Genomic DNA, 24,475 nt, shown 5'->3' with positions numbered 1-24,475 from the left:
GACGCGCCAACGCGCTAAGTGATCCCATGTCTCGTGATAGGAAAGTTTCCTAATGGAGGGTCGATGCGATTACTCACCACGAGCGCGCTGACCGCCGGGCTGCTGCTCCCCACCCTTCCGGCTGCGGCCGACCCCGTGGAATCGGGGCCGTGGACCTCGTACTCGCCCACGTTCACCGTCCAGGAACGGGGCTGCGGCGATGTCAGCGACCTGACGTTCAAGCTGACCTGCTCCACCGACAGCGGCGACCAGCGGGCCGAACGGCGCTACGCCACCTACTCCGGCGGCACGCGCCAGTTCGAGGGCTACTTCAAGATCACCAGCCTGCCCGGTTCCCGGATCAGCCTCAAGCAGACGTTCAAGACCACGGGCCCGTTCTTCATGCTCGCCGTCGAGCGCGGCGGGCGACTGTACGCGGTGCACGGCGGCGACACGATCGCCACGGGCGCGACGATCGGCACCACGGTCCGCGTCAACACCGTCCACGTGGTCGGCAGCGTCCACCGCACCTATATCAACGGATCGCTGAAGCACACCGTGACCAGCGAGAGCGGCAGCTTCTACGACAAGTTCGGCGCGTACCGGACGGCCAGCGGCCAGGGGCCCGCCACGGTCGAGTGGAGCGGCATCCGCTTCTGGCATAAGTAGGGGGCGATGAGGGCCCAGATGGTGTTGGCGTTGGCGTTGGCGCTGGTGGTCGCCGGGTGCGCGGCTCCGCGGCAGGAACGGCCGCCGGACCGGCCGGTCCGGCTGGAGGCCGCGCTCGTGTCGCCGACCGACATCGCGCTGCGCTGGCAGGGCCGCGATCCGGGCGCCGCCGGGCACGTGATCGAGTTCGCCACCGAGGCTCAGGGGCCGTACACGATCCTGGGCTTCCTGCCGCCGGAGCAGACCACGTACACCCATCCCGATCTCATGCCGCGCACCACGTTCCACTACCGGTTGCGGCCCTACTACGGCGCGGCCTCCGCGCCGGTCGACGTCACGCTCGGCGACGGCCCCTATCCGAAGCCCGGCCCCGGCTGGGCCGAGCCGCGCGTGCTCCCGGGAGGGTCCCCCGGGACGCGGCCGGTGGGCGGCGAAGGGGCCGCGCCCACCGGCCTGACGGCCACGGTGACGCAGGCCGACGGCGTCGCGTTCCGGTGGGCCGACCAGGCCCGCGACGAGGAGGGCTTCCTGCTGGAGGACCGGCCGACCGGCCGGCCCGGCTACCGGGTGACCGCCGTGCTGGCGCCGGACGTCAACGCGTTCGGCCTGGTCACCCTGCCCGAGGAGCGGCGCGCGTCGTACCGGGTGCGTGCCTTCCGCTACGGCCCGCCGTCGAACGTCGTCCAGCGGACGACCGGCGACGACACCCCATCCCCCACCACCGAAGAAGACTGAGCTCATCATGAACAAGCTGTCCGCGGCCGGAGCGATCGCGCTGGCCGTCACGTTGGCGCTGAGCGCCTGTTCGAGCGGTACGCCCGGCACGTCCGCCGCACCCTCCTCCAGCGGCGGCAAGCAGAAGGTCACCTTCCTCGTCTTCCCGTCCCCGAACCTGCCGGAGTCGTACTGGAAGGCCCAGGTCGCGCTGGTCACGAAGGCCGACCCCGACCTCGACGTGGAGCTCGTCGCCGCGCCGTCGGAGTCGGAGCGCAACGACTACGCCAAGCAGCTCGCCGCCTCCGGCCAGCTGCCGGACGTGCAGATCGGCATGCAGGACCTGATCGCGCTGGAGCCGAGCCTGGCGACCTGGACCGAACAGGAGCTCAAGGACTTCATCTGCCCGGCCTGCGGGGCGGTCAACGGCAAGGTGGTGCAGCTGCCGGCCAACACCCAGACGATCCCGAACGTCTACTACAGCAAGAAGCTGTTCAAGAAGGCCGGGATCGAGGCGCCGCCGAAGACGTACGCCGAGCTGCTCGCCGACGCCGGCAAGCTCCAGGCCGCCGGGATCACGCCGTTCGTGAGCGGCGGGGTGTTCGTCACCTCCCAGCCCTGGACCGCCATCCTGGCCACCGACCTGTACGCCAGGACGCCCGACTGGATCGCCAAGCGGCGCGCGGGACAGGTGACGTTCGCCGGCGACCCGGCCATGAAGGCGGCCACGCAGAAGTTCGCCGACCTGGCCGCCAAGGGCTTCATCGACAAGCGGCAGATCGGTCAGGACTACCCGAAGACGCAGGAGGCGTTCCTGGCCGGCAAGGGCGCGATGTACCCGATGGGGAGCTGGTTCGCCGCCGCGGCTGACCAGTCGGACATGAAGGACGACATCGGCGTGTTCGCCTGGCCGAGCGACGACGGGAGCCTGCGTCTCCCGGCCTTCACCGGCGGCGGCCTGTCCGTGAGCGCCACGGCCAAGAACATGGCCGCGGCCAAGAAGTTCGCGCTGGCCTTCCAGCTCACCAAGGAGAACCTGGACGCCTCGGTCAAGGCCGACGCGCTCTTCCCCGCCGTCAAGGGCTACACGCCGCCCGCCACCACCGGCCCGGTCTTCAAGGCCGTGTACGACCTGTGGCAGCAGGCCCTCCGGCAGAACGCGACCGTCCCGGCGTTCAGCTGGGAGGCGGGCGACGCGGCGATGCTGCCCGGCATGCAGGGCAAGTTCTGGTCGACGGCTCAGGACCTGGTCAGCGGCAGGAAGACGACGGACCAGGCGCTGGCCTTCCTCGACACCGAATGGGAGAAGAGCGGCTGATGGCCGTCAGCACCACCCATCGCAGGCCCGGCACGCTCGCCCGCCCCGGGAGCAGGCGGCCGGCGTGGCCGGGCCTGTGGCACTTCCTGACGTTCGCGGCGCCGGGCACGCTCGTCTACACGTGCCTGGTGCTGCTGCCGATCGCGATGAGCGTCGGCTACAGCCTCACCAACCAGGCGCTGCTCAGGCCGAACACGCAGTTCGTGGGCCTGCGCAACTACGCTCTGCTGTTCCAGGACGAGACGTTCCTCAACTCGCTGCGCGTCACCACGATCCTGACGCTGATCGTGGTCATCGTGCCGAACGTGCTCGGCGTGGCCATCGCCGTCGTCCTCGACCGGCGCGGCTGGCTCTACAACGCGCTGCGCAGCGTCTTCTTCACGCCGATGGTGATCAGCTCGGTGGTCATCAGCGTGATCTGGACGCGCGTGCTCGCCGACGACGGGCCGGTCAACCAGGGGCTGCGGGCCCTCGGCGTGGCCGAGCCGCCGGGCTGGCTGTCCGACCCGGACATCGCGCTGTACTCGCTGTCGTCCATCGTCTGCTGGCAGATGCTCGGCTTCTGCGTGGTCGTCTACCTGGCCGGGCTGCAGGGCGTGCCGCAGGAGCTGGCCGAGGCGGCGGCGATCGACGGGGCGGGGCCGCTGCGCCGCTTCTGGAAGGTGACGTGGCCGCTGCTGGCGCCCGCGCTGACCATCAACACCGTCGTGCTGCTGATCTCCGCCTTCAAGATCTTCGACCATGTCAAGGTCATCACGAACGGCGGCCCGGGCACGGGCACGACGGCCAGCGTGGCGTTCGTCGTCCTGCAGGAGGGATTCGTGGAGAACCGCACCGGTTACGCCTCCGCCGAGGCGGTCGTCATGCTCGTCGTCATCGCCGCCCTGTCGGTGGTCACGCTGCGGATCCTGCAGCGCAGGGAGGTGCAGCTGTGACGGTATCCCGCCTTCCGTGGGTGCGCCCGCTGGTGGCGCTGGTCATCGGCGCCGTCTTCTTCATCCCGCTCTACATCGCGCTGATCAACGTCTTCAAGACCAGTGGCCAGGTCGCCCGGGACACGATGTCGCTGCCCGCGCCGCCCACCCTGGACAACCTCACCCGCGTGCTGACCGACCCCGGCAGCCTCTTCTGGTCCTCGCTGCGCACCAGCGTCGTGGTCACGTCGTCGTCGATCGTCATCCTGACGCTGCTGTCGGCCATGCTGGGCCACTACCTGGCCCGGCACACCCGGTGGTGGTCGCGCGCGGTCATGGTGCTGCTGCTGTGCGGGCTGATGATCCCGCCGCAGGTCATCCTCATCCCGGTCACGCAGGTGCTGAAGTCGCTCGGGCTGATGTCCACCCTCCAGGGGCTCGTGCTGTTCAACGTCGGCTACTACGTGCCGTTCGGGGTGTTCGTCTTCTCCGGGTTCATGAAGGGCATCCCGCGCGAGCTGGAGGAGGCGGCCGCGATCGACGGGGCGACGCGCTGGCAGACGTTCTGGCGCGTCGTCTTCCCCCTCCTGCGGCCGGCCACCGCGAGCGTGCTGATCTTCCTCGGGGTGTGGATCTGGAACGACTTCCTCAACCCGCTGATCATTTACGGCCCGCGCGAGGGCACGACGATCATGACGGGCGTCTACAAGTCGCTCGGCCAGTACGCGGCGGACTTCGGCGGCATGTTCGCGCTGATGTTCCTGGCCACGCTGCCGATCCTGGTCTTCTACCTGCTGCTGCAGAAGCAGTTCGTCAAGGGCCTCACGGGCGGGGCGACGAAGGGCTGACGGCCTGCGCCAGGCGCACGCCCGCCGGCAAGCCCTTGACCGTGGCCGTGCCGTCGTGGTCCACGCGTACCTCGACGTCCGCGTCGGCCACGCGCAGCCCGGCGCTCAGTGCTCCCAGGGGCGCGCCGGACAGCGGGCGCAGGTCCACCCGTCCCGCCGGAACGTCGGGGTAGAGCCCGGCCGCCGCGTGGGCGATGACGACCGCGGCGGCGGCCGACCACGCCTGGGGGCGGCAGGCCGCAGGGTAGGCCACCGGGCGGCCCGCCCGATCCCGGGCGTCGCCCGCGAACAGCTCCGGCAGCCGGTAGCCGAACGACTCGGCCGCCCCCAGCAGCCCCTCTGTGAGGGCGGCGGCCTGCTCGTCGAAGCCCTCCCTGGCCAGGCCGGCGATGACGATGGCCGTGTCGTGCGGCCAGACGGAGCCGCAGTGGTAGGACAGCGGGCTGAACCCGCCCTCCTGCGACGACATCGTCCGCAGCCCGAATCCCTCCGCCATCCCGGGAGAGGCCAGCAGGTCCGCGACCCGGGCGGACTCCTCGCGCGAGAGCAGCCCGGTGCCGAGCAGGTGACCGATGTTGCTGGTCAGGGAGTTCACGGGGCGCTTGTCGCGGTCGAGAGCGAGCGCCGGGAAGGGACCCTGGGGCCCGTCGACCCAGAAGGCGGCGCGGAAGCGCTCGGCCAGCGCCCCGGCGTAGTCGCGCCACCGGTCGGCCTCCGGCAGGCCGAAGGCGTCCAGCAGGGCGGCGCCGTGCAGGGCGGCCTGGTGGGCGTAGCCCTGCACCTCCACCAGCGCGATCGGCGGCTCGGCCTGGCGGCCGTCGTGGAAGCGCACCGAGTCGCCGGAGTCCTTCCAGCCCTGGTTGGCCAGGCCGCGGCCGCTGGAGTCGATGTACTCGAGGAACCCGTCCCCGTCGGGGTCGGCGTGGTCGGCGAGCCAGCCCAGCGCGGCCCGCAGGTGCGGCAGCAGCGCCTCCACCTCGGAGGCCGGCAGGCCCCACCGCCAGGCGTCGTGCAGCAGGCTGATCCACAGCGGGGTGGCGTCGATGGTGCCGTAGTAGGCGGCGGGCAGCCGTCCGCCCTTGTCGTCCAGGTCGAACGCGTCCCGGCGCAGCTCGTGCATGATCTTTCCGGGGGCCTCGCCGGAGTCCGGGTCCAGGCGCCGCCCCTGGCGGCGGGCCAGGACGCGCAGGGTGCCCGCGGCCAGCCGGGTGCCGAGCGGGAGCAGCATGCGCGCCGCCCAGATGCTGTCCCTGCCGAAGAGGGTCAGGAACCAGGGCGCTCCGGCCGCGAGGAAGGTGTCGCCGGGCGCGCCGGGCTCGGCCAGCCGCAGGGAGCGCAGGTCTTCGAGCGACTGGTCCAGGAGCCTGGTGACGCGCCGGTCGCCGGCGGTGACCCGCGGCGGGCTCCATTCGAGGGCGGCGGCGGGCGGCACGACGACCGCGGCCGGGTCCTCGACGGCCAGCTCCCAGCGCAGCGTCGCCCGGCCGCGGGGCGGCAGGTTCACCTCCCACCGCAGGCGGGCCCCGTCGCCCGCCGTCGCGTGGGCGTCGTGGCCGGTGACGGTGACGCGGGTGGTGCCGTCGTGCCAGGTCAGGCCGTTGTCCCCGGCCGGGCCCGCCGGGGCGGGGGTGCCGGAGCGCCCGGACTTGACCGCCTCGACGGCCGCGAAGTCGCACGCCAGCTCGACGGTGACCGTGGCCGTCACGGGCGACGACGCGGTGGAAACGATCTCCACCTGCTCGCTCATGCCGAACGGCGACACCTCCCGCGAGCGCTCGATCCGGACCGTGGGGTCGGCCGTGCGGTCGCCGAGCCAGCGGGCCAGGGACACGAACCGCGCCTGGCCGGCGGCCCCGGGCGCGTACCCGACGGACTCCGGCTCGCGGCCGTCCACGAGGAGCCGGGCCTGGGACAGCACCCGGCGGTCCGCGCAGAAGAGCCCCTGCACGCCGGCCGGGCGGATCTGGCCGTCGGCGTCGCTCAGCGCGCTCGCCGGCGCCATGACGGTGCTGACCAGATCGTGCAGCAGCGGCTGAAGCACTACGTTTCCCCCTGAGATCGGTTCAATGATCACCACCGGGTCTTGACAGACGGACGCCGGGGGTGCAGATTTCGAAACACTCCGCTAACTTTGAACGATCAAATCATGCCTCACCAGACTTTGAACGTTCAACCCCCTCGAAAGGCGATTTATGGCGGAAAAGGTGACGATCACCGATGTGGCGAAGGCGGCAGGCGTGTCGCGCCAGACGGTGTCGAACACGCTCAACAGCCCGGAAGTGGTGCGAGAGGAGACCCGCAAGCACGTCCTCGAGGTGATCGAGCGGCTCGGCTACCGCGCCAACCAGGCCGCCCGCCAGATGCGCACCGGCCGCTCCCGCCTGATCGCCATCGGCATCGAGCCCGACGGCGACGGGATCAGCGGCTCGTGGGCCGACCGCTTCCTGCACAGCCTGTCGGAGACGGCCGCGCACGAGGGGTACCGGATCCTGCTCTACACCGCCGCGGACGACCCCTCGGAGATCGCGACGTACGAGGACCTGCTCGGCGCCTACAAGCCGGACGCGTTCGTGCTGACCGGCACCCACCACGACGACCTGCGCGCGTCCTGGCTGCTGGAGCGCGGGCTGCCGTTCGTGGCGTTCGGCCGGCCCTGGAGCGACCTGCCCCACGCGCGCCATCCGTGGGTCGACGTGGACGGCGCCGCGGGCACCGAGGCGGCCACCCGCCACCTGCTGGCCGCCGGTCACCGGCGCATCGGGTTCATCGGCTGGCCGCCCGGCTCGGGCGTGGGCGACGACCGCCGCGCCGGCTGGGCCAGAGCGCTCGGCGGTCAGGAACTCAGCGGGCTGCAGCGGTCGGTCGAGGACGGCATCGCCGCCGGGGAGAGCGCGGCCCGTGACCTGATCGCCGCTGACCCCGGCGTGACCGCCCTGGTGTGCGCGAGCGACTCCCTCGCCCTCGGCGCGCTGCAGGCCCGCGAGCCCGGCCGGCCCGTCGCCGTGATCGGCTTCGACGACACGCCCGCCGCCCGGGCCGTCGGCCTCACCAGCGTCCACCAGCCGCTCGGCGAGGCCGCCGCGGCCTGCGTCGAGCTGCTCGCCCGCGCCCTGGAGAGCCCCGACGCCGAGCCTCCTTCCGCGCACGTGCTGCTGCCCCCCTCTTTGACCATCCGCCAGTCCGCCTGACCCCTTCGCCCCCCGAACAACGCGAGAACAGGAACCACTCCGATGACGCCACGTACCCGCCGCGCCGCCGCGATCAGCGGCCTCGCCTGCGCCACGCTCGTCCTGTCGGCCTGCGGCAGCGGCTTCGACGACAAGCCGAGCCAGGCCCCCCAGCAGAGCGGCGGCCAGGTCGACCTGCAGATCCTCATCGGCTCCTCCGGCGACGCCGAGACCGCCGCCGTCAAGCAGGCCGCCCAGACCTGGGCCTCCTCGTCGGGCGCGGCCGCGACGGTGACGCCCGCGCAGGACCTCGCCCAGCAGCTCGGCCAGGCCTTCGCCGGTGACAATCCCCCGGACGTGTTCTACGTGGACGCCTCCCGCTTCGCCGACTACGCCAGCGTCGGCGCCCTGGAGCCGTACGGGGACAAGATCAGCCAGCCCGACGACTTCTACCCCTCCCTGCGCACGGCGTTCACCCGCGACGGCAAGCTCTACTGCGCGCCCAAGGACTTCTCCACCCTCGCGCTGATCGTCAACAAGGACCTGTGGTCCAAGGCCGGGCTCGGCGACGCCGACGTGCCGACCACCTGGGAGCAGCTCACCTCGGTCAGCGAGAAGCTCAAGGCCAAGGGCGTCACCCCGCTGGCGATCGGCCCGACCCGCGACCGCGTCGGCGCGTTCATGGTGCAGGCCGGCGGCTGGCTGACCAGCCCCGACGGCAAGCAGGCCACCGCCGACAGCCCGCAGAACCTCGCGGCGCTCGACTACGTGCGCTCGCTGGTGTCGGCCAAGCTGGCCAGGTACCCCGACCAGCTCGACGCGGGCTGGGGCGGCGAGGCGTTCGGCAAGGCCAAGGTCGCGATGACCATCGAGGGCAACTGGATCAAGGGCGCGCTCAAGGCGGACTTCCCCGACGTCAAGTACTCCGTCCACGAGCTGCCGGCGGGCCCCAAGGGCAAGGGCACGCTGTCGTTCACGAACTGCTGGGGCATCTCGGCCAAGAGCAAGCACAAGGAGCAGGCCGTCTCGTTCGTCGAGGCGATGACCAAGGCCGACCAGCAGATGGCCTTCGCCAAGGCGTTCGGCGTCATGCCCTCGCGCCAGTCCGCCAAGGCCGCCTACACCGCCGAGTTTCCCGACGACGGCCCCTTCGTCAACGGCGCCGACTACGCCCAGGGCCCCGTGAACGCCCCCAAGATGGACAGCGTCCTGGCCGACTTCGACACCGGGCTGCAGCAGCTGGCCACCACCGCGCCCAAGACGCTGCTGCAGCGGACGCAGAAGAACATCCAGGCAGCGCTCGGCACGTCATGACCATTCGCAAGACTCGCGAGCACCTGGCGGGCTGGCTCTTCGTGGCCCCCGTCGTGGTGATCCTGGGCCTGTTCATGCTGGCGCCGATCCTCATGGCGCTGTGGGTGAGCCTGACCGACTGGAACGGGCAGGGCAGCCCGTTCCGGGGCACCGTGCCGTTCGCCGGCGTGGACAACTACACCCGCCTGTTCACCGAGGACGGGCTGGCCAGGCAGGACTTCATGACGAGCGTCCGCAACAACGTCTACTACGTGGCCATCGTGGTCCCGCTGCAGACCGTGCTGGCGCTCGGCCTGGCCCTGATCGTCAACAGCCGGCTGCTGAAGGGCCGGACGTTCTTCCGCGCCGCGTTCTTCTTCCCCTCGGTGACCAGCTCGGTCGCGATCAGCGTCGTGTTCCTGTTCGTGTTCGCCAACTCCGGCGCGGTCAACGCCCTGCTGGGCCTGTTCGGCATCGACGGGCCCCAGTGGTTCGCCGACTCGCGCGGGGTGCTGCACCTGCTGCTCGGGGCCGTCGGCCTGGTCGATCCGGCGGCCCCGCCGGAGGCGCTGACCTCCGGCGGGCCGTTCGGGCTGTCGTGGTGGGAGTGGCTGTCCGGACCCAGCGTGGCGATGACGACGATCATCATGCTGGTCGTCTGGACCACGTCGGGAACGTTCATGCTCATGTTCCTGGCCGCCCTGCAGGACATCCCGGTGTCGCTGGAGGAGGCCGCCATGCTGGACGGGGCGGGCCGCCGCCAGGTCTTCAGGAACGTGACGCTGCCGCTGCTCAAGCCGACCATGTTCCTGGTGCTCACGCTGGGGCTGATCTCGACGTGGCAGGTCTTCGACCAGATCTACGTGATGAGCCAGGGCAACCCGGCCAAGACCACCCTCACGCCGGCGTTCCTGTCGTACCAGACGGCCTTCCGCAGCTTCGAGTACGGCTCGGGCACCGCGATCTCGTTCGTGCTGTTCGCCATCATCGTGGTGCTGACGCTGGTCCAGCGCTGGGTGATGAGAGAGAGGCGTCATGCGTAAGGACAACGCGCGGTCGCTGGCCTCCACGTTCACCGGCTACTGCATCCTGATCTTCTTCGCGCTCGTCTTCCTCTACCCGTTCGTCATCCAGATCGCCACCTCCTTCAAGACCGAGCCGGACGCGGCGGCGCACCCCCTGTCGCCCGTCCCCGACCCGGTGACGATGAGCGGCTACGAGAAGGTGTTCCTCAGCACGGACCTGCCGCTGTGGCTGGGCAACTCGCTGCTGGTGACCGTGGTCGTCACGGTCGGGCGCGTGCTGCTCGACTCCATGGCCGGGTACGCGCTGGCGCGGCTGCGCTTCGCGGGGCGGCGGGCGATCTTCTCGTCGATCATCGCGATCATGGCGGTGCCGGGTGTGGTGCTGTTCATCCCGAAGTTCCTGGTGCTGAACCAGCTCGGCATGTACGACAGCTACACCGCGCTCATCCTGCCGGTGCTCGCGGACGCGGCCGGGGTGTTCATCATGAAGCAGTTCTTCGAGTCGCTGCCGGTCAGCGTCGAGGAGGCGGCCCGGGTGGACGGGGCGGGCGTCTTCCGCACGTACTGGTCGGTCGTGCTGCCGATGGCCCGGCCCGCGCTGCTCACGCTCACCATCATCTCCTTCCAGGGCACCTGGAACGAGTTCCCGCACACGCTGGTGGCGGTGCAGAACCCCGAGCTGTTCACGCTGCCGCGGGGGCTGGCCGACCTGGTGAGCGGGTCGCTGGGCAAGGGCACGCAATATCCGCTCAAGCTGGGGGCCGCGCTGATGGCGACCATTCCGGTGGCGGTGGTGTTCGTGATCTTCCAGCGGTATTTCGTGCGCGGCGCCAACGAGGGCTCCGACAAGGGCTGAGCGTTCCTCTGGGCGTCAGCGGACGTTCAGAAGCGCACCATAGATTCCGGTCACGTGAAAGTCGATGACAGGTCTTCCCCGCTCTCCCGTCGTTCCCTCCTTGCCGGCGCGCTCTCCGGAGCGGGCCTCACCGTCCTGGGCGGCACCGCCGCCCAGGCGGAGACCGGGTTCCTCGGGAGGGCGCCCCGGGTTCTGATCGCCACGAACGAGCCGTGGGGCACCTACCACGTGGCCCCGCTGCTTCCCGAGGCGCGGCGGCGCGGGTGGGAGATCACGCAGCTGGTGCCCGACCTGTCGGGGGTGAAGCCGGGCGACCCGGTGCCGGTCGCGACGCCGGACAGCGCTCCGGACGCCGACCTGCTCGTCGTGACGGGCGCCGGCGACTGGCCGGCGGACTGCGCCGCCCGCTTCCGGCGGCTGCCGCTGGTCGCGAGCTCGCTGGCCTACCAGCTGCCCGTCGAGGCGCCCCGCGCGAAGGAGTTCAGGGACCGGCTCAGGGCGGTCACCGCGTCCTCGCCCGCCGAGGCCGAGGTGTTCGACGACTACCTGGGCACGCGCCGCCCGATCGCGGTGGTGGGCACCCCGCAGACCGACGACCTGCCCGGGCACGCCCCCGAGCCGGGCACCGTGCTGGTGCTCACCAGCGTGACCAAGTCCAGCGGCACGGGCGGGTCGGCCCCCGGCACCGAGCTGCTGCTGGCCGCGGCCGAGCGGCTGGCGGCGGCGGGCAGGCACATCCTCGTGGGGCTGCACCCGCGCGAGGACCGCACGCTCTGGGAGAAGTACGAGATCAGCTCCGTGCCGTCGGTCCAGGCCTCGGCCAGGGCCGAGGCCGCCATCGGCATCCCGGGCACGGTCTTCCCGGTGGTCGCGGCCGTGGGCGTCCCGCTGGTGGGCTGCACCGACCCGCTCCTGAACATCCCCGGCTACCTGCTGAGCGTCTGCTCGCACACGATCACCGGCGCGGACGAGGCCGTGACCGCCGTGACGCGGGCGACGCCGGTGTCACGGAAGGTGCTGCACGAGGCGGCCGGCCCCGTCGGCGGCTCGGCGCGCCGGCTGCTGAAGGTGTGGCGGAAGGCCGGCGTCCGGGTCTAACGAGCCGGCGCTTGATCTGGCTGTCTAGCGCATGGTCTGGCGCAGCCGCTCGGCCTGCTCGCGCAGGGGTTGCGGGATGAGCTCGACGAGCTGGTCCGGTCTGAGCGGCAGGTCGAGCAGGCTGAGCTTGACGCGCTTGCGCTGGGCGTAGGTGTCGGCGTCGAGCCGTACGATGTCCACCGCGTCCGTGCGCAGCCGTACCGACAGCTCGGCCCCGGGCCGGAGCGGCCTGGCGGGGGTGCCGTCCACGGAGAACAGCAGCGGCACGTCGTCCGACGGGTTGCGCAGCGTGATGTGGTCGTCCTTGCCGAGGATGACCGAGCGGCTGATGCCGGACATCGGGGCGACCGGGGTCAGGGCGACGGCCTCGGTGGACGGGGAGATGATGGGGCCGCCGGCGGCGTGGTTGTAGGCCGTCGAGCCGGTCGGGGTGCAGGCGATCACCGCGTCCCCGCGATAGTAGCCGTGGCTCAGGCCGTTGACCTCGAGGTCGAGGGACAGGCTGGCCAGCGGCTCGGCGGCGGTGACCACGATGTCGTTGAACGCGGTGTCTCCGGACGCCGTGCGGTCGTCCACCTCCAGGCAGCTGTGCGGCTCCAGGGTGTAGCGGCCCTCGGCCATGCGGTCGAGGGCCGGCTCCAGCTCCGACGGGGTGACCTCGATGAGGAAGCCCAGGTGGCCGTGGTTGACGCCGAGCACCGGCACCTGGCGGCCGACCACCAGGCGCATCGCGCCCAGCATGGTGCCGTCGCCGCCCAGGCTGATCACTCCGGTCACCCGTCCGACGAACTCCTCGGGCGTGACGATCTCGACCTCCGGCCCCACCCGCCCGGCGTCGCACGGCCGGGCGATGACCGTGCCGCCGCTGCGCCGCGCGTGCCGGACGATCAGCCGTACGGAGTCCCGCACCGGCCGGTCGGGGTGCACCACCAGCCCAAGCGTGAAGTTCCTCACGAGGTGCCCCTACCCAGCGGGAGCGTCAGCGGACCTTGCGGATGGGAATCACCGTCAGGGCGCCGAGCACCGCGAACACCAGGGCGGCCGTGAAGGCGGCGGGAAACGTGAAATCCGGGAGGGGTCGAGTGCCCACCACGCGAGCGTGCCCGTTCGGCCGTCATCAAGCGGCATCGGCAGCGCCGACCAACCGTGCTCGCCGATCGGCCACCGACCGCGCCGGCACCGCGCCGGAGACCGACGAGCATGGCTGAGCTGCGCCCGATCGCCCCCACGTTCGTCGTGTCCGGCCCGTCCGGTGTCGCCGTCCGTGACCGGCTCAAGCACCTCACCCCCGCAGACGATGAGGTGTTGCGTCTGGTAGGCGCGCTCTCCGCGCGGTCGGGCGCGGCCGACGCGGATCAGCGGGGCGGCAGGTCGAAGCGGGTCAGCACGCTCCTGCCGTCCGTCACCGTGACGTTGAGGAGGTCGTCACCGGAGGCGAGGACGAGTTCGTCGTCCCCGTCGCCGTCGTAGTCGCCCGCCGCCAGCGGCGCGCCGCGGACCAGGCCGCGGATCCCGCCACCGGCTCGCAGGCCACCGGGGCCGCCCCAGAACATCCGGACCGGCTCACGCCCCCCGCGCGCCCCGCCGAAGGCGAGGTCGTCGCGGCCGTCGCCGTCGTAGTCGCCGGCGACCGCCTGGCCCGCCGCCCCCTTGAACGTCCAGGTGCGGCCGTCGCCGTAGTAGACGGTCAGCGTCCTGTCCACCTCGGGCGCCTCGGTCTCGTTGCCGGGCTCGTCGTTGCGGCTGCCGTCGTCGCCGACCGCCAGGTCCCTGGCTCCGTCGCCGTCGAAGTCGCCGAACGTGGCCGCCATGCCCTTGCGCAGCCTGCGCCCCGACGTCGCCAGGCCGTCCGGACCGCCGTTCAGCAGCCATCCGGAGGTCTGCTCGCCGTCGTCGCCCGTGAACACGACCAGCCCGGTCGCGTGCCGCCCGTCGATCTCGTCGACGGTCATCCGCCAGAAGTCGTCGCCGGTGGGCGAGGGCTGGACGGTCTGGCGGCTGGGCACGCCCGCGCGGCTGAACGGGCCGTACATCACGGCCAGGCCGTAGCCGCCCCGGCTGTCGTCGGTGGACATCGCCACGTCGGCGGCGCCGTCCCCGTCGAAGTCGCCGGCGACGGACCGGAAGGTCGGCATGTCGGTCTTCATGGGCGGCGGCACCGGGGTCGGGACCGTTCCCGTGTCGATGCCGTCCGGGCCGCCCCAGAAGATGTGCGGGCCCATCGGCTCGTCGCGGTCGCCGCGCCGCCCGTAACCCAGGATGTCGCCGAAGCCGTCTCCGTCGAGGTCGGCTCTGATACCCGGGTCGAACTGCCAGGCGAAGAACGTCTGCGACGAGACGATCGCCGGCCGGCCGGTGCGCAGCCCTCGGGACGAGCCGTAGACGACCGCGAGGAAGCGCAGATGGTCCGGCCGGAGCTCGACGTAGACGAGCAGGTCCGCACGGCCGTCACCGTTGACGTCGTCGGCACGGCCGCCGCCCTTGGCCGCACGCCGCACGGGGGTCGGAGTGGTGCTCGGCGTCGGCGTGGACGCCGACGGCGACTGGGCGGCAGGGCGGGGCTCAGGCCCGACGCCGCCGCAGCCCGCGATCAGCAGGGCCGACGCCAGCAAGATCATCACCCTTCGCGGCACAGCCACCGAGCTTAGTGCGCCGCCCTGCCGGGCGCCGGGTTTCCACGGCCCGCGATCGTCAGATCCGCTGCAGGGCCTTCTCGCGGCGGGCCGCGACGCTGGAGCCCGACTCCCTGCGGGCCATCCTGCGCAGCACGATCGGCGCGGTGACCAGGCTGAGAACGGCCCAGGCCACCAGCACCCCGGCCGTCTCCAGGTGCCGCCAGGACCCGCCGATCTCGACGGCGGCCGCGGCGTCCGGGAGCAGGGCGGAGCGCATGCCGAGCCCGAGCCAGTACACGGGGAACGCCTGCGCGATCCACTGCACCCACTCCGGCAGCGCCGCGATCGGGTAGAAGATGCCGGAGACCGCGATCAGGCCCAGGACGGGGAGCTGGATCAGCCCCTGGCTGCGGGCGCTGACGAACACCGAGCCCAGCACCGCCCCCAGCGGCAGCGTCGCCACCAGCCCCAGCAGGAGCACCCAGAGCACGGTCAGCCAGGCGCCCGGGTCGCCGAACGCCAGGCCGGGCACGAGGAACATGCCGGGAACCAGGAAGATCGCGAGGTCGGCGACCAGGCCGCCGGCCACCAGGATGATCTTTCCGAGCAGGTAGCCGGTCATCCCGTGCGGCGTGGCCTTGGCGCGCAGCAGGGTGCCGTCCTCGCGGTCGGCGGTGAGGTGCTGGCTCATGCTGACCATGGACATCCCGGCGTTCATGCCGAGGATGCTCGGCAGGGCCAGGGCGCCGAGAGAGAGCCCGCTCTGCCCGAAGGACACGTTCCGCAGGAAGTACGTGGTGATCAGCATCAGCACGGGCCAGAGGAAGTGGCTGACCAGGTCCGCGGCGTTCGTGAACGACTGCCGCAGCTCGATCAGGCCGCGGGACCAGCCGGCCCGCCAGGCCGTCGCGACCGGGTTCATCGGACTCCCTCCTCGGCCTGGCGGACGAGGGAGAGATAGGTGTCCTCCAGCGAGGCGCGGCGCACCTCGAGGTTCTCGATCGCCTCGCCGTACTGCTTGAACAACTCGAACACCAGCCGGGTGGACTCGGCGGCCGACTGGCTGAAGCGCTGTCCGTCGCGGGTCCAGCGCACCTCGTCCTGGCCGGCGATCTGCCGGGCGAGCTGCGCGGCCGTGCCGTCCGCGACGATCCGGCCCCCGTCGAGGATCATGATGCGGCCGGCGAGCTTCTCGGCCTCGGCCAGGTCGTGGGTGGTGAGCAGGATCGTGGTGTCGCCCTCGGCGGCGAGGTCCACGACCAGATCGTGGAAGGCGCGCCTGGCCACCGGGTCGAGCCCGGCGGTGGGCTCGTCGAGGAAGACCAGCTCGGGACGGCCCACGAGGCCGACGGCCACGTCGAACCTGCGCCGCTGGCCGCCGGAGAGCGTCCTGATCTTGTGGTCGGCCTGCCCGGTCAGGCCGACCGCCGCGATGAGCCGGTCGGCCGGCCACGGCCGGGCGATGGTCTCGGTGGAGTACGCGGCGTAGTAGCGGCCGAGGTGGTCGAGCAGCTCGCGTACCCGCCACTTGCCGTGGTCGCGCCAGGACTGCAGGACGACCCCGACCCGCGCCCGCCAGTCCTCGCCGCCGCGCGCCGGGTCGGCGCCGAGCACCTCGACCCGGCCGGCCGACCGCGTCCGGAAGCCTTCGAGGATCTCGATCGTGGTGGTCTTGCCCGCGCCGTTCGGGCCGAGCAGGCACACCACCTCGCCCCGCCGCGCCTGGAAGGTCACGTCGTGCAGGACGTCGGCCGGGCCGTAGCGCATCCGCAGGCCGTCGACGTCCAGCACGACTTCGCTCGTCGTCATGGATCTCGCCTCTCATGGGAGCACGCCGCAGCGTGGCGCCCGGAGATCCAGGACGCACAAGCAACCGTAGTTGACTAACTCCAACTTAGTCAACGCGGGTTGCTTGTGCGCCCGTGCGAGGTCACTTCAGGCCGTACGCCCGCTGGACGGTCTGCTCGACGGTGTTGCCCTCGGTGTCCGTGGCCTGGGCCCTGAGGCCCACGGCGCCCGTGGTGGCGGCCAGCGCGGGAGGCGTGATGGTGGCCTGGCCGGAGGCCGAGACGCGGACCGGCGTCCAGTGGGCGCCGTCGTCGTACGTGACCGAGAGCTTCACGTCCTTGACCTTCGCGTCCGGCGTGCCGTAGGACCCGTGGTAGCCGGTGACGGTGATCCGGTGTGACGTGCCCGCCTTGGCGCGGTTGTCCAGGTCGAGGGGCACGTCGTAGCGGAGGTTGAGCCGCCGGACCGGCTCGCACGGCGCCAGCTTGCCCGTGGCGAACCAGGCCATGCAGAGCCCGTCGTCCGTGGTCTGCATCCCGCCGGTGGGCCGCTTCGACCGGAACGTCCAGGCCGTCTCGACGTCCTTGGCGTACAGCTGGGACGGGTTCGGGGTGTGGAACTTGTCGGTGAGCCGGTAGGTGGCCTCCGTCTCCGGGAGGGTGAAGGTCGGCACGATGATCGCGAAGATGGCGATCACGATCGTCGCCTCGACGAGCGGGACCTCCTGCCCGTCGCGGAACAGGCGCAGCTCGTCCTTGCCGCCGTGCTTGTCGCTCAGGAAGTTGGCGTTGTACGCGAACGCCTCCTGGTGGTTCGGCACCGGGCCCATGACCGGCAGGGCCGCCATGAAGGTGTCCTTCGTCCGGCAGGGGAAGCATTGGGCGGTCCCGGAGCGGAGCACCGCGTCGGAGACGACCACGTTGCCCGGCACGCGGGGCTGGATCCCCCACGGCTCGGTCCTGGTGCCCCCGGTGGTGAACACGTCCACGGCGGTCGCCGCCATCGCGCGCCTGTTGTAGAAGTCGGCGCCCTCGTCGTAGTTCATCGTGTTCGAGCGGGTCCAGACGACGTCCGGCGAGACCGGCCCCACGTACTCCGTGAAGGTCGTCTGCGCCCGCACGTTGTGCTCCATGGACCACGTGGGGGCGAACCTGCCCGGCCGCAGCATCGCCGCCCCCGTGCTCAGCTCCACCGCCCCGGGCCGGTCGGCATGGAAGCGGTCCTCGATGCGCTGCAGGTCTCGCGTCCTGACCGAGTAGTCGAGGTCGGCGGGGACGCGGCCCTGCTCGGGCAGCATCAGCGAGTACAGGTACGGCGTGGTCGCCACGCCCTCAGCCGTGACGGTCACCGGCCGGCGCCCGGCCAGGGCCGCCAGCGCCCGCCCCTGCTCGGCGGTCAGGCTCATGGTCGGGATCGGGTACGTGGGCCAGCTGCCCGACGGGTGGAGGAAGGCCCGGTTGACGGCCCCGTACCCGAGGACGCCCACGGCGCCGGCCTGCTGGGCGGCCTTGACCCGGTCCAGGGCGTTGCCCGTGCAGGCCATGGCCGGGCAGAGGTCCTCCAGGTTGAGCAGGACGAGCTTGCCACGCGCGTCCAGACCGGTGAAGTCGGTGCCCTTGCCGGCGTAGACCAGGGAGAGCCTGCTGCGGCCGTCGAGCTTGGGCGTCTGCGGCGTCACGTTCTGGTAGCGGGGGGTGATCCGGGGGCCGCCGGGCACCTCCATGGTGATGGCCGGGGCGCCGAGCTGGTAGCGGCCGGCGAGGGTGAACGTGCCCTGGGTGACCTTGCGCGTGGGCAGCATCACGTAGTTGCGCAGCCCGTAGTCCGGGTACGCGGACTGCACGTCGATGTAGGCGACGGGGTTGGCCGCGATGCGCCGGTAGCCGAGCTGCGAGAGGTAGACCTCCGAGTCGCGCGGCGTCCGCACGGACACCTTGCGTGCCTTGCGCAGGTCGAGCGTGACCGTGGTGTCCTTGGTGACGTCGATCTGCGGGTCGGACGGCAGCGACTGGACCCACTCGCCGTCCGCGCCGCGCCAGGCCAGCGCGGTGAGCACGGTGTAGGTGCCGGGGTACACCTGGGCCTCGCTCTCGGCGCCGGGGGCGGGGCTGTAGGCGTACTGGAGGTCGTCGCGCTCGTCGGTGCGCATGAACAGCCACGGGATCGCCGTTGGGGCGCTCGCCCCGTCGGGCAGCACCACCCGGGCCCGGACCGTGACCTTCTTCGGCTCGACGAACGCGCCCACGGCCGTGTTCACCTGGACCTGGCCGTCTTGGCCCGTGGCGCGGACGAGGCCCTCGTACCAGGTGTCGGGGCCCGCGGGGTCGAACGTGACCGAGACCGGCGCGGTGCCGTGCGCCGGAACGGTGACGGTGTCCCGGTCGAGGGTCAGCGTGGTGGCGGGCAGGTCGCCGCCCCGGTGCGCCTTGACGCCCGCGCTCAGGGTGAGGGTGACCGGCTGGTCGCCGTCGTTGGTGTAGGTGAGGGTCTTGGTCACCGGGCCGTTCTGAGGCGAGGTCAGGAAGCCGTAGTCGATGGCGCCGGAGCCGCGCACCTGCTGCTTGACGGCGCGGGCGACGTCCACGCGGCCCGAGCCCTGCTCGTAGGCGTCCTGGCCGTCGCCGTGGGCGGAGCTGGTGAGGGCGGCCTTGAGCTGGGCGTTCGTCCAGTCGGGGTGCTGCTGGGCGAGCAGCGCGGCGGCGCCCGCGACGTGCGGGGTGGCCATCGAGGTGCCGGACGCGGTGGTGTAGTCGTCCTCGGCGGGCTCGCCCATGGACGTCCCGGCCGCGCGGGCGGCGACGATGTCCACGCCCGGCGCGCTGATGTCGGGCTTGAGGCTGTAGTCGATCGCGGTGGGGCCCCGGCTGGAGAAGGACGCCAGCGCGTCCTCGCGGTCCACGGCGGCGACCGTGAGCGCCGAGGCGGCGGTGCCCGGGGAGCCGATCTGGCGGCTCTGGCCGTCGTTGCCCGCGGCGATCACGAAGAGCGCGCCCGACTCGGCGGACAGGTTGTTCACGGCCTGGTCGAGCGGGTTGTCCGGGCCGGGGCAGCAGCCGCCCAGGCTCATGCTGACCACGCGGGCCTGCTGGGCGACCGCCCACTGCATGCCCGCGATGATGTCGGAGGCCAGGCCGCTGCCGTAGTTGTTGAGCACCTTGCCGACCACCAGCGACGCCTCGGGGGCGACGCCCCGGTACTTGGCGCCGTTGCCGGCGATGATGGAGGCGACGTGCGTGCCGTGGCCGTGGCCGTCCTGGGCGGTCTTCTCCGAGCTGAAGTTCTCGGTCGCGGCGATCCGGCCGGCGAGGTCGGGGTGGGTGGCGTCGATGCCGGTGTCGAGCACGGCCACCTTGACGCCCGCGCCCTTGAGCCCGGCCGCCCACGCCTCGGGCGCGCCGATCTGCTTGACGCTCCGGTCGAGGGAGACCTGGACCTTGCGGTCGAGCCAGATCTTCTCGGACGCGGCCCTGGCCGTGCTCACCCCGGACCAGAACTGCCCGGCGGCCTTCTTGTCCACCTTCACGGCCGCGGCGTCGATGCTGGCCAGGGTGCGGGACCCGGCGATGCGTTGCTGCGCCCCGTGCTGGACGATCAGGGGCAGGGTGGGGCTCTCGGCGTCGGAGTAGCCGTTGCCCGCCAGGTAGGCCACGTCGAACAGGCCCCGGTCCAGGCGGCCCGCCGACACCAGGCCCATCACGTCCGTGGGGTAGACGTAGTACGAGCCGGGCTCGCGTACAGACATGAAGAACACCGGCGCGCCGTCCGGGCGCCGGGCCGGCTCGACCTGAGCCTGCGGGCTGCCGTCCGGAGTGGTGCTGTAGGTGACCACGTCCCCGGTGATCAACGTGATCTTCTTCGCGGATTCTCCCGCCACGCCGGCGACCGGCGGCGGTGCGGCGTAGGCGGGGGTGGGAGGTGGGGTCGGGGCGGCCATCCCGGTGGAAAGCAGCACGCCCAACGCGACAAGCGACCGGCCGATCATGCGTCTCCTCAGAGATCATCGTGTCCCCGGGAACCATGACAGATCGCAGTAAAGCCGCGAAAGACGATTGTGAGTCCTCTTCCCGCCATGTACGGAAATAGGACACGATGTGATCGTGTTGGAGATCATCGGGCTCTCGTACGCCGAGCAGGCCCTGTACGAAGCGCTGGTGGAGCGCTCTCCGGCAGCGCTCGCCGAGCTCGGGCACGCCGCGTCCACGGCCGCCCGGCTGGAACAGCTGGGGCTGATCACCCGGCTCCCGGAGGACCCGCCGCGCTACGTGGCGGTCTCTCCCGAGATGGGGCTGGACGCGCTCATCCGGGCGCGCACCCGCGAGCTGGCCGCCGCCCGCCACCGCGCCGCCCAGCTCGCGGCGCGCTTCCACCGCTCGGTGCCGGACGGGGACTCCGCCGACCTGGTCGAGGTGGTGATCGGCAAGGAGGCGGTGGGCCGATGGTTCCAGCGGCTCCAGGAGAGCGCGCGACGGCAGATCCGCGTCTTCGACGCTCCCCCGTACGCGACGCCCATGGGCGGCAACGCGGTGGAGTTCGAGCTGCTGGAGCGGGGCGTCGAATACCGGGCGCTCTACGACCGGCGGGCCATGGAGGTGCCGGGCACCCTCTCGCTCATCACCCGCTACGTCGCGGCCGGCGAACAGGCCAGGGTCGGCGACGTGCCCGTCAAGCTCGCGCTGAACGACCGTCCCATGGCGATCATGCCGCTCCGCCACGACGAGCACGCGGTGGAGTCCGCCCTGGTGGTGCACGACTCGACGCTGCTGGACGCGTTGTCGGCGCTGTTCGAGATGTACTGGGAGCGGGCGGTGCCGTTGCAGGTCAGGCACGGGCGGCTGGCCGAGGCGACCGGTCCCGCCGACGCGCAGCGGGACCTGCTGCCGCTGCTCACCGCCGGGCTGACCGACGCGGCCATCGCCGCCCACCTCGGCTGGAGCGACCGTACGGTGCGCCGCCACGTGCGCGCGATGATGATCCGGCTCGACGCCCGCACCCGCTTCCAGGCGGGCTACCAGGCGGTCATGCGCGGCTGGCTGGACGAGGAGGCCCCGTGACCGCGCCCGGGATGGACGGGTCCGGGCTCGGCGCGGGCCGGGAGGCGTCGTGACCTCGCTGGGCGCGATCGGGCTGGGGCCCGACGAGGAGGCGCTGTACGAGGTGCTGCTGGAGCGCTCCCCCGCCACCCTCGACGAGCTGGCCGCCGCCTGGCCGCGCGCCGACCTGCAGCCCCTGCTCGCGTCGCTGGAGGCCAAGGGCCTGCTCAGCGCGTCCCCGGGAGCTCCGCCCGCCTATGCCGCCGTCGCCCCGGAGATGGCGCTCGACGTCCTCCTGCTCGCCGCCGAACGCGACCTGCTGCGGGTCCGCGAACGGGCCCGCGAGCTGGAGGAGGTCTTCCAGGAGCGCGCCCGGGAACGTACGCCCCCGGTGGTCGTTGAGGTGGTCACCGGGCGGCGGGCGGTCGAGCAGCGGCACGCCCAGATCCAGCGCGCCGCCCGGCAGCAGCTCCGGTGCCTGTCCAGGCGGCCGTACTTCGACCCCCTGGGCAGCGTGGCCGCACAGCGCGAGCTGCTGGAGCGCGGGATCACCAGCCGCATGATCTACGAGCGGGAGTTCGTGGCCGCCGAGGGCGCGATACGGCAGATCGAGGAGATGGTCGGGGCGGGACAGCAGGCGCGGGTGCTGCCCGAGCTGCCGATGAAGCTGTACCTGGTGGACGACCGGCTGGCGTTGCTCCTGCTCCGGCACGAGCCTGCGGACGCGGTGGCGGCGCTCGTCATCCATCCGTCGGGGCTGCTGGAGGCGCTGATCAGGCTCTTCGAGGGATTGTGGCAGCGGGCGCTGCCGCTCGGGCTGGCGCCGTCCGCGCGCAACCCGCCGCCCAGGGACTCCGGGGGCGACGCGCGGCTGATCGCGCTCCTGCTGTCGGGCCTCACCGACGAGGCCATCGCCCGTCAGCTCGGGGTCGGCCACCGGACGGCGGAGCGGCGGATCGCCGAGCTGATGTCCCGGCTCGGCGCCCGCACCCGTTTCCAGGCCGGCGTCCAGGCCGCCCTCTCCCAGCCGCCCCCGGCCTCCCCACCGCCCCTTTGAGGAGATCGGCGGCGAGCCACGCCGTCTGTGGTCGCGCTCCCTCGCGGAACACACCCCGCCGACCGCGGTCGCCGTCCTCGGAGGCACCGGCCCCTCCCCCGCCGGCCGGGGTGCCGTTCCAGCGGCGTTCGGCCTCCGGGGGAGGGGTGCGTCGCCCCTCCCCCACCGGCCCCCAAACGCCGGGCGACCCCAAAGGAAGATCAAAAATCGTGAAACCGCAGGTCGTAGACTGAATCTGACGAAAGGGGGACGTCATGATCGAGGTCAAGAGCATCGACAAGCCGGACGAGCGCCGCGACTTCCCCATGGGGCATTTCGAGGTGTGCGACCTGGAAGGGCTGAGCTTCGGCGTGGCCACGTTCGAGCCCGGCTGGCAGTGGTCGAAGTCGGTGAAGCCGATCGTGGGCACCGATTCGTGCCAGTTCCACCACAACGGGTTCATCGTCGAGGGCCGGCTGCGGATCCGGATGGACGACGGTCCCGAGGTCGAGGTGGGGCCGGGCGACGTCTTCGTGTGCTCCCCCGGGCACGACGCCTGGGTCGTGGGCGAGGAGCAGTGCGTGATGTACGACTTCGCGGGCGGGGCCGCGAGGTACGCCAAGGCCGAGACCGGCTGAGAAGGACACAGCTGTGGCCGGATCGCGAGCCCGCGCGATCCGGCCACAGGTCATCGGGTCAGCGGATCACCCGCAGTGTTCGAAGGGGCTCTCGTACGTGCTCGTTCCGACCTTGCCGCCCCACTGGACGCACTTGTCGGCGGCGGCGGCCCGGACGGGTCCGGCGTAGTACTCGAAGTTGCCCTCGTCGGTGACCCGCGCCTTGTCCTCGACCTCCAGGAAGGCGCTGGTGGCGGTGGCCGTGCCCAGCGAGGTCTTCTTGATCGTGGCCACGCAGTTGTTCCCGTTGTCCGCGTTGTACAGCAGGAAGACCGTGCCCGCCGTGCCCAGCGCCTGAGAGTCGATCACCTTGTAGCCGGTGCCGCACACCGACTCCGGCGTGTGCGGGTTGGTGCCCCCGCCGCTGCCGCCGACGTACTGCATGAACTTGGTCCAGTCCCAGTACTGGCCCGGGTCGGTGTGGTCGGCGCCGGGAACCTCGACGTGACCCACGATGTGGGTGCGGTCCTTGGGGATGCCGTACCGGTCGGCGATGTTGCGGACCAGCGCCGCCGAGGAGCGGTACATCGTGTCGGTGAACCAGGTCGCGTTGTCGACCCAGCCCTCGTGCTCGATGCCGACCGAGCGCCGGTTGTAGCTGCCGGCGTGGAAGGCCCGGTCCTTCTCCCTGACCATCTGGGTGACGGCGCCGTCGGAGGAGCGGACGACGTAGTGGGCCGAGGTGGGGTTCGGCCGGGGCCCGGTCTGGAACCAGGAGATCGTCCCGGCGTAGGTGCCCTGCGCCACGTGGATGACGATGCGGTCGATGGCGTCGCTGGTGGGACGGTTGGAGACGGCGTAGTTGGTGCTGTGCGCCGGAGCCCACGCGGCCGACGGGTAGTCGGTGGCCGCCGCGAGCGCGCTGGGCTTGTCCAGGTCGTCCGCCTTGGCGTACGGGCCCCGGTCGGGCGTCACGGCGCGGGCCGGCGCGGTGACGGTCTCCCCGGCGGGCGTCTTGGCGCTGACGCCCTTGGCGAGCTGCTCGTACACGGTGTCGGCATACAGCCGGGCGACCGACTGCGAGGAGGCGCCGGAGTACTTGGCGACCGCCTGGTACCACTTGCCCGCGTCCTTGCGGGCGGTGGCGTCCAGCTTGAGCTCGTCGGCGAGGGCACGCAGGACGGCCGCGCCGCCCGCGATGTTGGCCGCGTCGTCCGCCTTCAGCGACGAGGCGGGCTGCTTGGTCAGCGTGGCGGCCTTGTCGAGGGTCTTGGAGGTGACCAGGTGCATCACGCCATAGCCGCCGTCGGCGCTGGGCCGTCCCTGGTGACCGTCCAGGTGGGTCTCGGAGTAGGCCACCGAGACCAGCAGGTCACGAGGCACCTCATACGTCGACGCCGCCTTGGCGAACGCGTCGGTCATCGGATCGGCGGCCGCCGCCCCGGCCGGCTGCCCCACGAGCAGCGACAGAGGCAGGACGGCGGCACCGGCCAGGATCATGCGCAGAT

The 24,475-nt window shown here is 71.9% G+C and carries 20 protein-coding genes; 13 read left to right on the top strand and 7 right to left on the bottom strand.

The genetic code is table 11. The features are described from left to right. The first annotated feature begins 63 nt into the window (after positions 1–63). The 5 genes from ACIBQ1_RS21110 to ACIBQ1_RS21090 are packed head-to-tail and all read left to right on the top strand — an operon-like array spanning position 64 to position 4,442. Positions 64–648 (top strand): hypothetical protein, encoded by a 585-nt coding sequence (locus ACIBQ1_RS21110; protein WP_397279717.1) that lies wholly within the window; start codon positions 64–66, stop codon positions 646–648. Positions 649–666: 18 nt separating this feature from the next. Then, positions 667–1,383 (top strand): fibronectin type III domain-containing protein, encoded by a 717-nt coding sequence (locus ACIBQ1_RS21105; protein WP_397279716.1) that lies wholly within the window; start codon positions 667–669, stop codon positions 1,381–1,383. A gap of 7 nt (positions 1,384–1,390) precedes the next feature. Beyond that, positions 1,391–2,680: an ABC transporter substrate-binding protein gene (locus ACIBQ1_RS21100; protein WP_397279714.1), complete on the top strand. Its 1,290-nt coding sequence runs from the start codon at positions 1,391–1,393 to the stop codon at positions 2,678–2,680. Next, a complete protein-coding gene (locus tag ACIBQ1_RS21095; protein ID WP_397279712.1) occupies positions 2,680–3,615 on the top strand; it encodes a carbohydrate ABC transporter permease in 936 nt (311 codons plus the stop codon). Before ACIBQ1_RS21100 ends, ACIBQ1_RS21095 begins: the two co-directional genes overlap by 1 nt. After that, positions 3,612–4,442: a carbohydrate ABC transporter permease gene (locus ACIBQ1_RS21090; protein ID WP_397279710.1), complete on the top strand. Its 831-nt coding sequence runs from the start codon at positions 3,612–3,614 to the stop codon at positions 4,440–4,442. Before ACIBQ1_RS21095 ends, ACIBQ1_RS21090 begins: the two co-directional genes overlap by 4 nt. On the opposite strand, the gene ACIBQ1_RS21085 is transcribed toward ACIBQ1_RS21090, so the two are convergent. Further along, the gene (locus ACIBQ1_RS21085; RefSeq protein ID WP_397279708.1) at positions 4,417–6,483 is read right to left on the bottom strand and encodes a glycogen debranching N-terminal domain-containing protein; all 2,067 of its coding nucleotides are present in this window, start codon (positions 6,481–6,483) and stop codon (positions 4,417–4,419) included. The two genes, ACIBQ1_RS21090 and ACIBQ1_RS21085, sit on opposite strands and share 26 nt — an antisense overlap. 163 nt (positions 6,484–6,646) lie before the next feature. Between ACIBQ1_RS21085 and ACIBQ1_RS21080 the strand changes: the two genes are divergently transcribed. From ACIBQ1_RS21080 to ACIBQ1_RS21060, 5 genes are read left to right on the top strand one after another with little or no spacing between them, the layout of a single operon-like run. Then, the gene (locus ACIBQ1_RS21080; RefSeq protein ID WP_397279706.1) at positions 6,647–7,630 is read left to right on the top strand and encodes a LacI family DNA-binding transcriptional regulator; all 984 of its coding nucleotides are present in this window, start codon (positions 6,647–6,649) and stop codon (positions 7,628–7,630) included. Between the two features lie 42 nt (positions 7,631–7,672). Next, complete coding sequence (locus ACIBQ1_RS21075) at positions 7,673–8,923, top strand: extracellular solute-binding protein (protein WP_397279705.1); 1,251 nt, start codon at positions 7,673–7,675, stop codon at positions 8,921–8,923. After that, the gene (locus ACIBQ1_RS21070; protein WP_397279703.1) at positions 8,920–9,945 is read left to right on the top strand and encodes a carbohydrate ABC transporter permease; all 1,026 of its coding nucleotides are present in this window, start codon (positions 8,920–8,922) and stop codon (positions 9,943–9,945) included. Before ACIBQ1_RS21075 ends, ACIBQ1_RS21070 begins: the two co-directional genes overlap by 4 nt. Next, positions 9,938–10,783: a carbohydrate ABC transporter permease gene (locus tag ACIBQ1_RS21065; protein WP_397279702.1), complete on the top strand. Its 846-nt coding sequence runs from the start codon at positions 9,938–9,940 to the stop codon at positions 10,781–10,783. Before ACIBQ1_RS21070 ends, ACIBQ1_RS21065 begins: the two co-directional genes overlap by 8 nt. 54 nt (positions 10,784–10,837) lie before the next feature. Continuing rightward, positions 10,838–11,881: a hypothetical protein gene (locus tag ACIBQ1_RS21060; protein WP_397279701.1), complete on the top strand. Its 1,044-nt coding sequence runs from the start codon at positions 10,838–10,840 to the stop codon at positions 11,879–11,881. A 24-nt stretch (positions 11,882–11,905) separates the two neighbouring features. Here the strand turns inward: ACIBQ1_RS21060 and ACIBQ1_RS21055 are convergent, their stop codons facing one another. From ACIBQ1_RS21055 to ACIBQ1_RS21035, 5 genes are all read right to left on the bottom strand, one after another. Next, entirely contained in the window at positions 11,906–12,835 is a 930-nt protein-coding gene (locus ACIBQ1_RS21055) for an NAD(+)/NADH kinase (protein ID WP_397279699.1), read from the bottom strand. A gap of 401 nt (positions 12,836–13,236) precedes the next feature. Continuing rightward, a complete protein-coding gene (locus tag ACIBQ1_RS21050) occupies positions 13,237–14,499 on the bottom strand; it encodes an FG-GAP-like repeat-containing protein (protein ID WP_397279697.1) in 1,263 nt (420 codons plus the stop codon). A 73-nt stretch (positions 14,500–14,572) separates the two neighbouring features. Continuing rightward, a complete protein-coding gene (locus ACIBQ1_RS21045; protein WP_397279695.1) occupies positions 14,573–15,418 on the bottom strand; it encodes an ABC transporter permease in 846 nt (281 codons plus the stop codon). After that, on the bottom strand, positions 15,415–16,305 hold the full coding sequence (locus ACIBQ1_RS21040; protein ID WP_397279694.1) for an ABC transporter ATP-binding protein: 891 nt from the start codon (positions 16,303–16,305) through the stop codon (positions 15,415–15,417). The genes ACIBQ1_RS21045 and ACIBQ1_RS21040 overlap by 4 nt, the downstream gene beginning before the upstream one ends. Before the next feature lie 121 nt (positions 16,306–16,426). Then, entirely contained in the window at positions 16,427–20,266 is a 3,840-nt protein-coding gene (locus ACIBQ1_RS21035) for a S8 family serine peptidase (protein ID WP_397279693.1), read from the bottom strand. Between the two features lie 115 nt (positions 20,267–20,381). Between ACIBQ1_RS21035 and ACIBQ1_RS21030 the strand changes: the two genes are divergently transcribed. From ACIBQ1_RS21030 to ACIBQ1_RS21020, 3 genes are all read left to right on the top strand, one after another. Beyond that, a complete protein-coding gene (locus tag ACIBQ1_RS21030) occupies positions 20,382–21,335 on the top strand; it encodes a LuxR C-terminal-related transcriptional regulator (protein WP_397279692.1) in 954 nt (317 codons plus the stop codon). 49 nt (positions 21,336–21,384) lie between these two features. After that, on the top strand, positions 21,385–22,371 hold the full coding sequence (locus ACIBQ1_RS21025; RefSeq protein ID WP_397279690.1) for a helix-turn-helix domain-containing protein: 987 nt from the start codon (positions 21,385–21,387) through the stop codon (positions 22,369–22,371). Positions 22,372–22,625: 254 nt separating this feature from the next. After that, positions 22,626–22,988, top strand: coding sequence for a cupin domain-containing protein (locus tag ACIBQ1_RS21020; RefSeq protein ID WP_397279688.1), 363 nt, complete (start codon positions 22,626–22,628; stop codon positions 22,986–22,988). Between the two features lie 66 nt (positions 22,989–23,054). Here ACIBQ1_RS21020 and ACIBQ1_RS21015 read toward each other — a convergent pair whose 3' ends face one another. Further along, entirely contained in the window at positions 23,055–24,467 is a 1,413-nt protein-coding gene (locus ACIBQ1_RS21015) for an N-acetylmuramoyl-L-alanine amidase (protein WP_397279686.1), read from the bottom strand. Between the last annotated feature and the right edge of the window lie 8 nt (positions 24,468–24,475).

Origin of the sequence: Nonomuraea sp. NPDC050153 (assembly GCF_044460125.1) — a bacterium.
GTDB lineage: Bacteria > Actinomycetota > Actinomycetes > Streptosporangiales > Streptosporangiaceae > Nonomuraea.
Note: the sequence above shows the minus strand (reverse complement) of the source record. Positions and strands in the feature narration are given on the sequence as shown.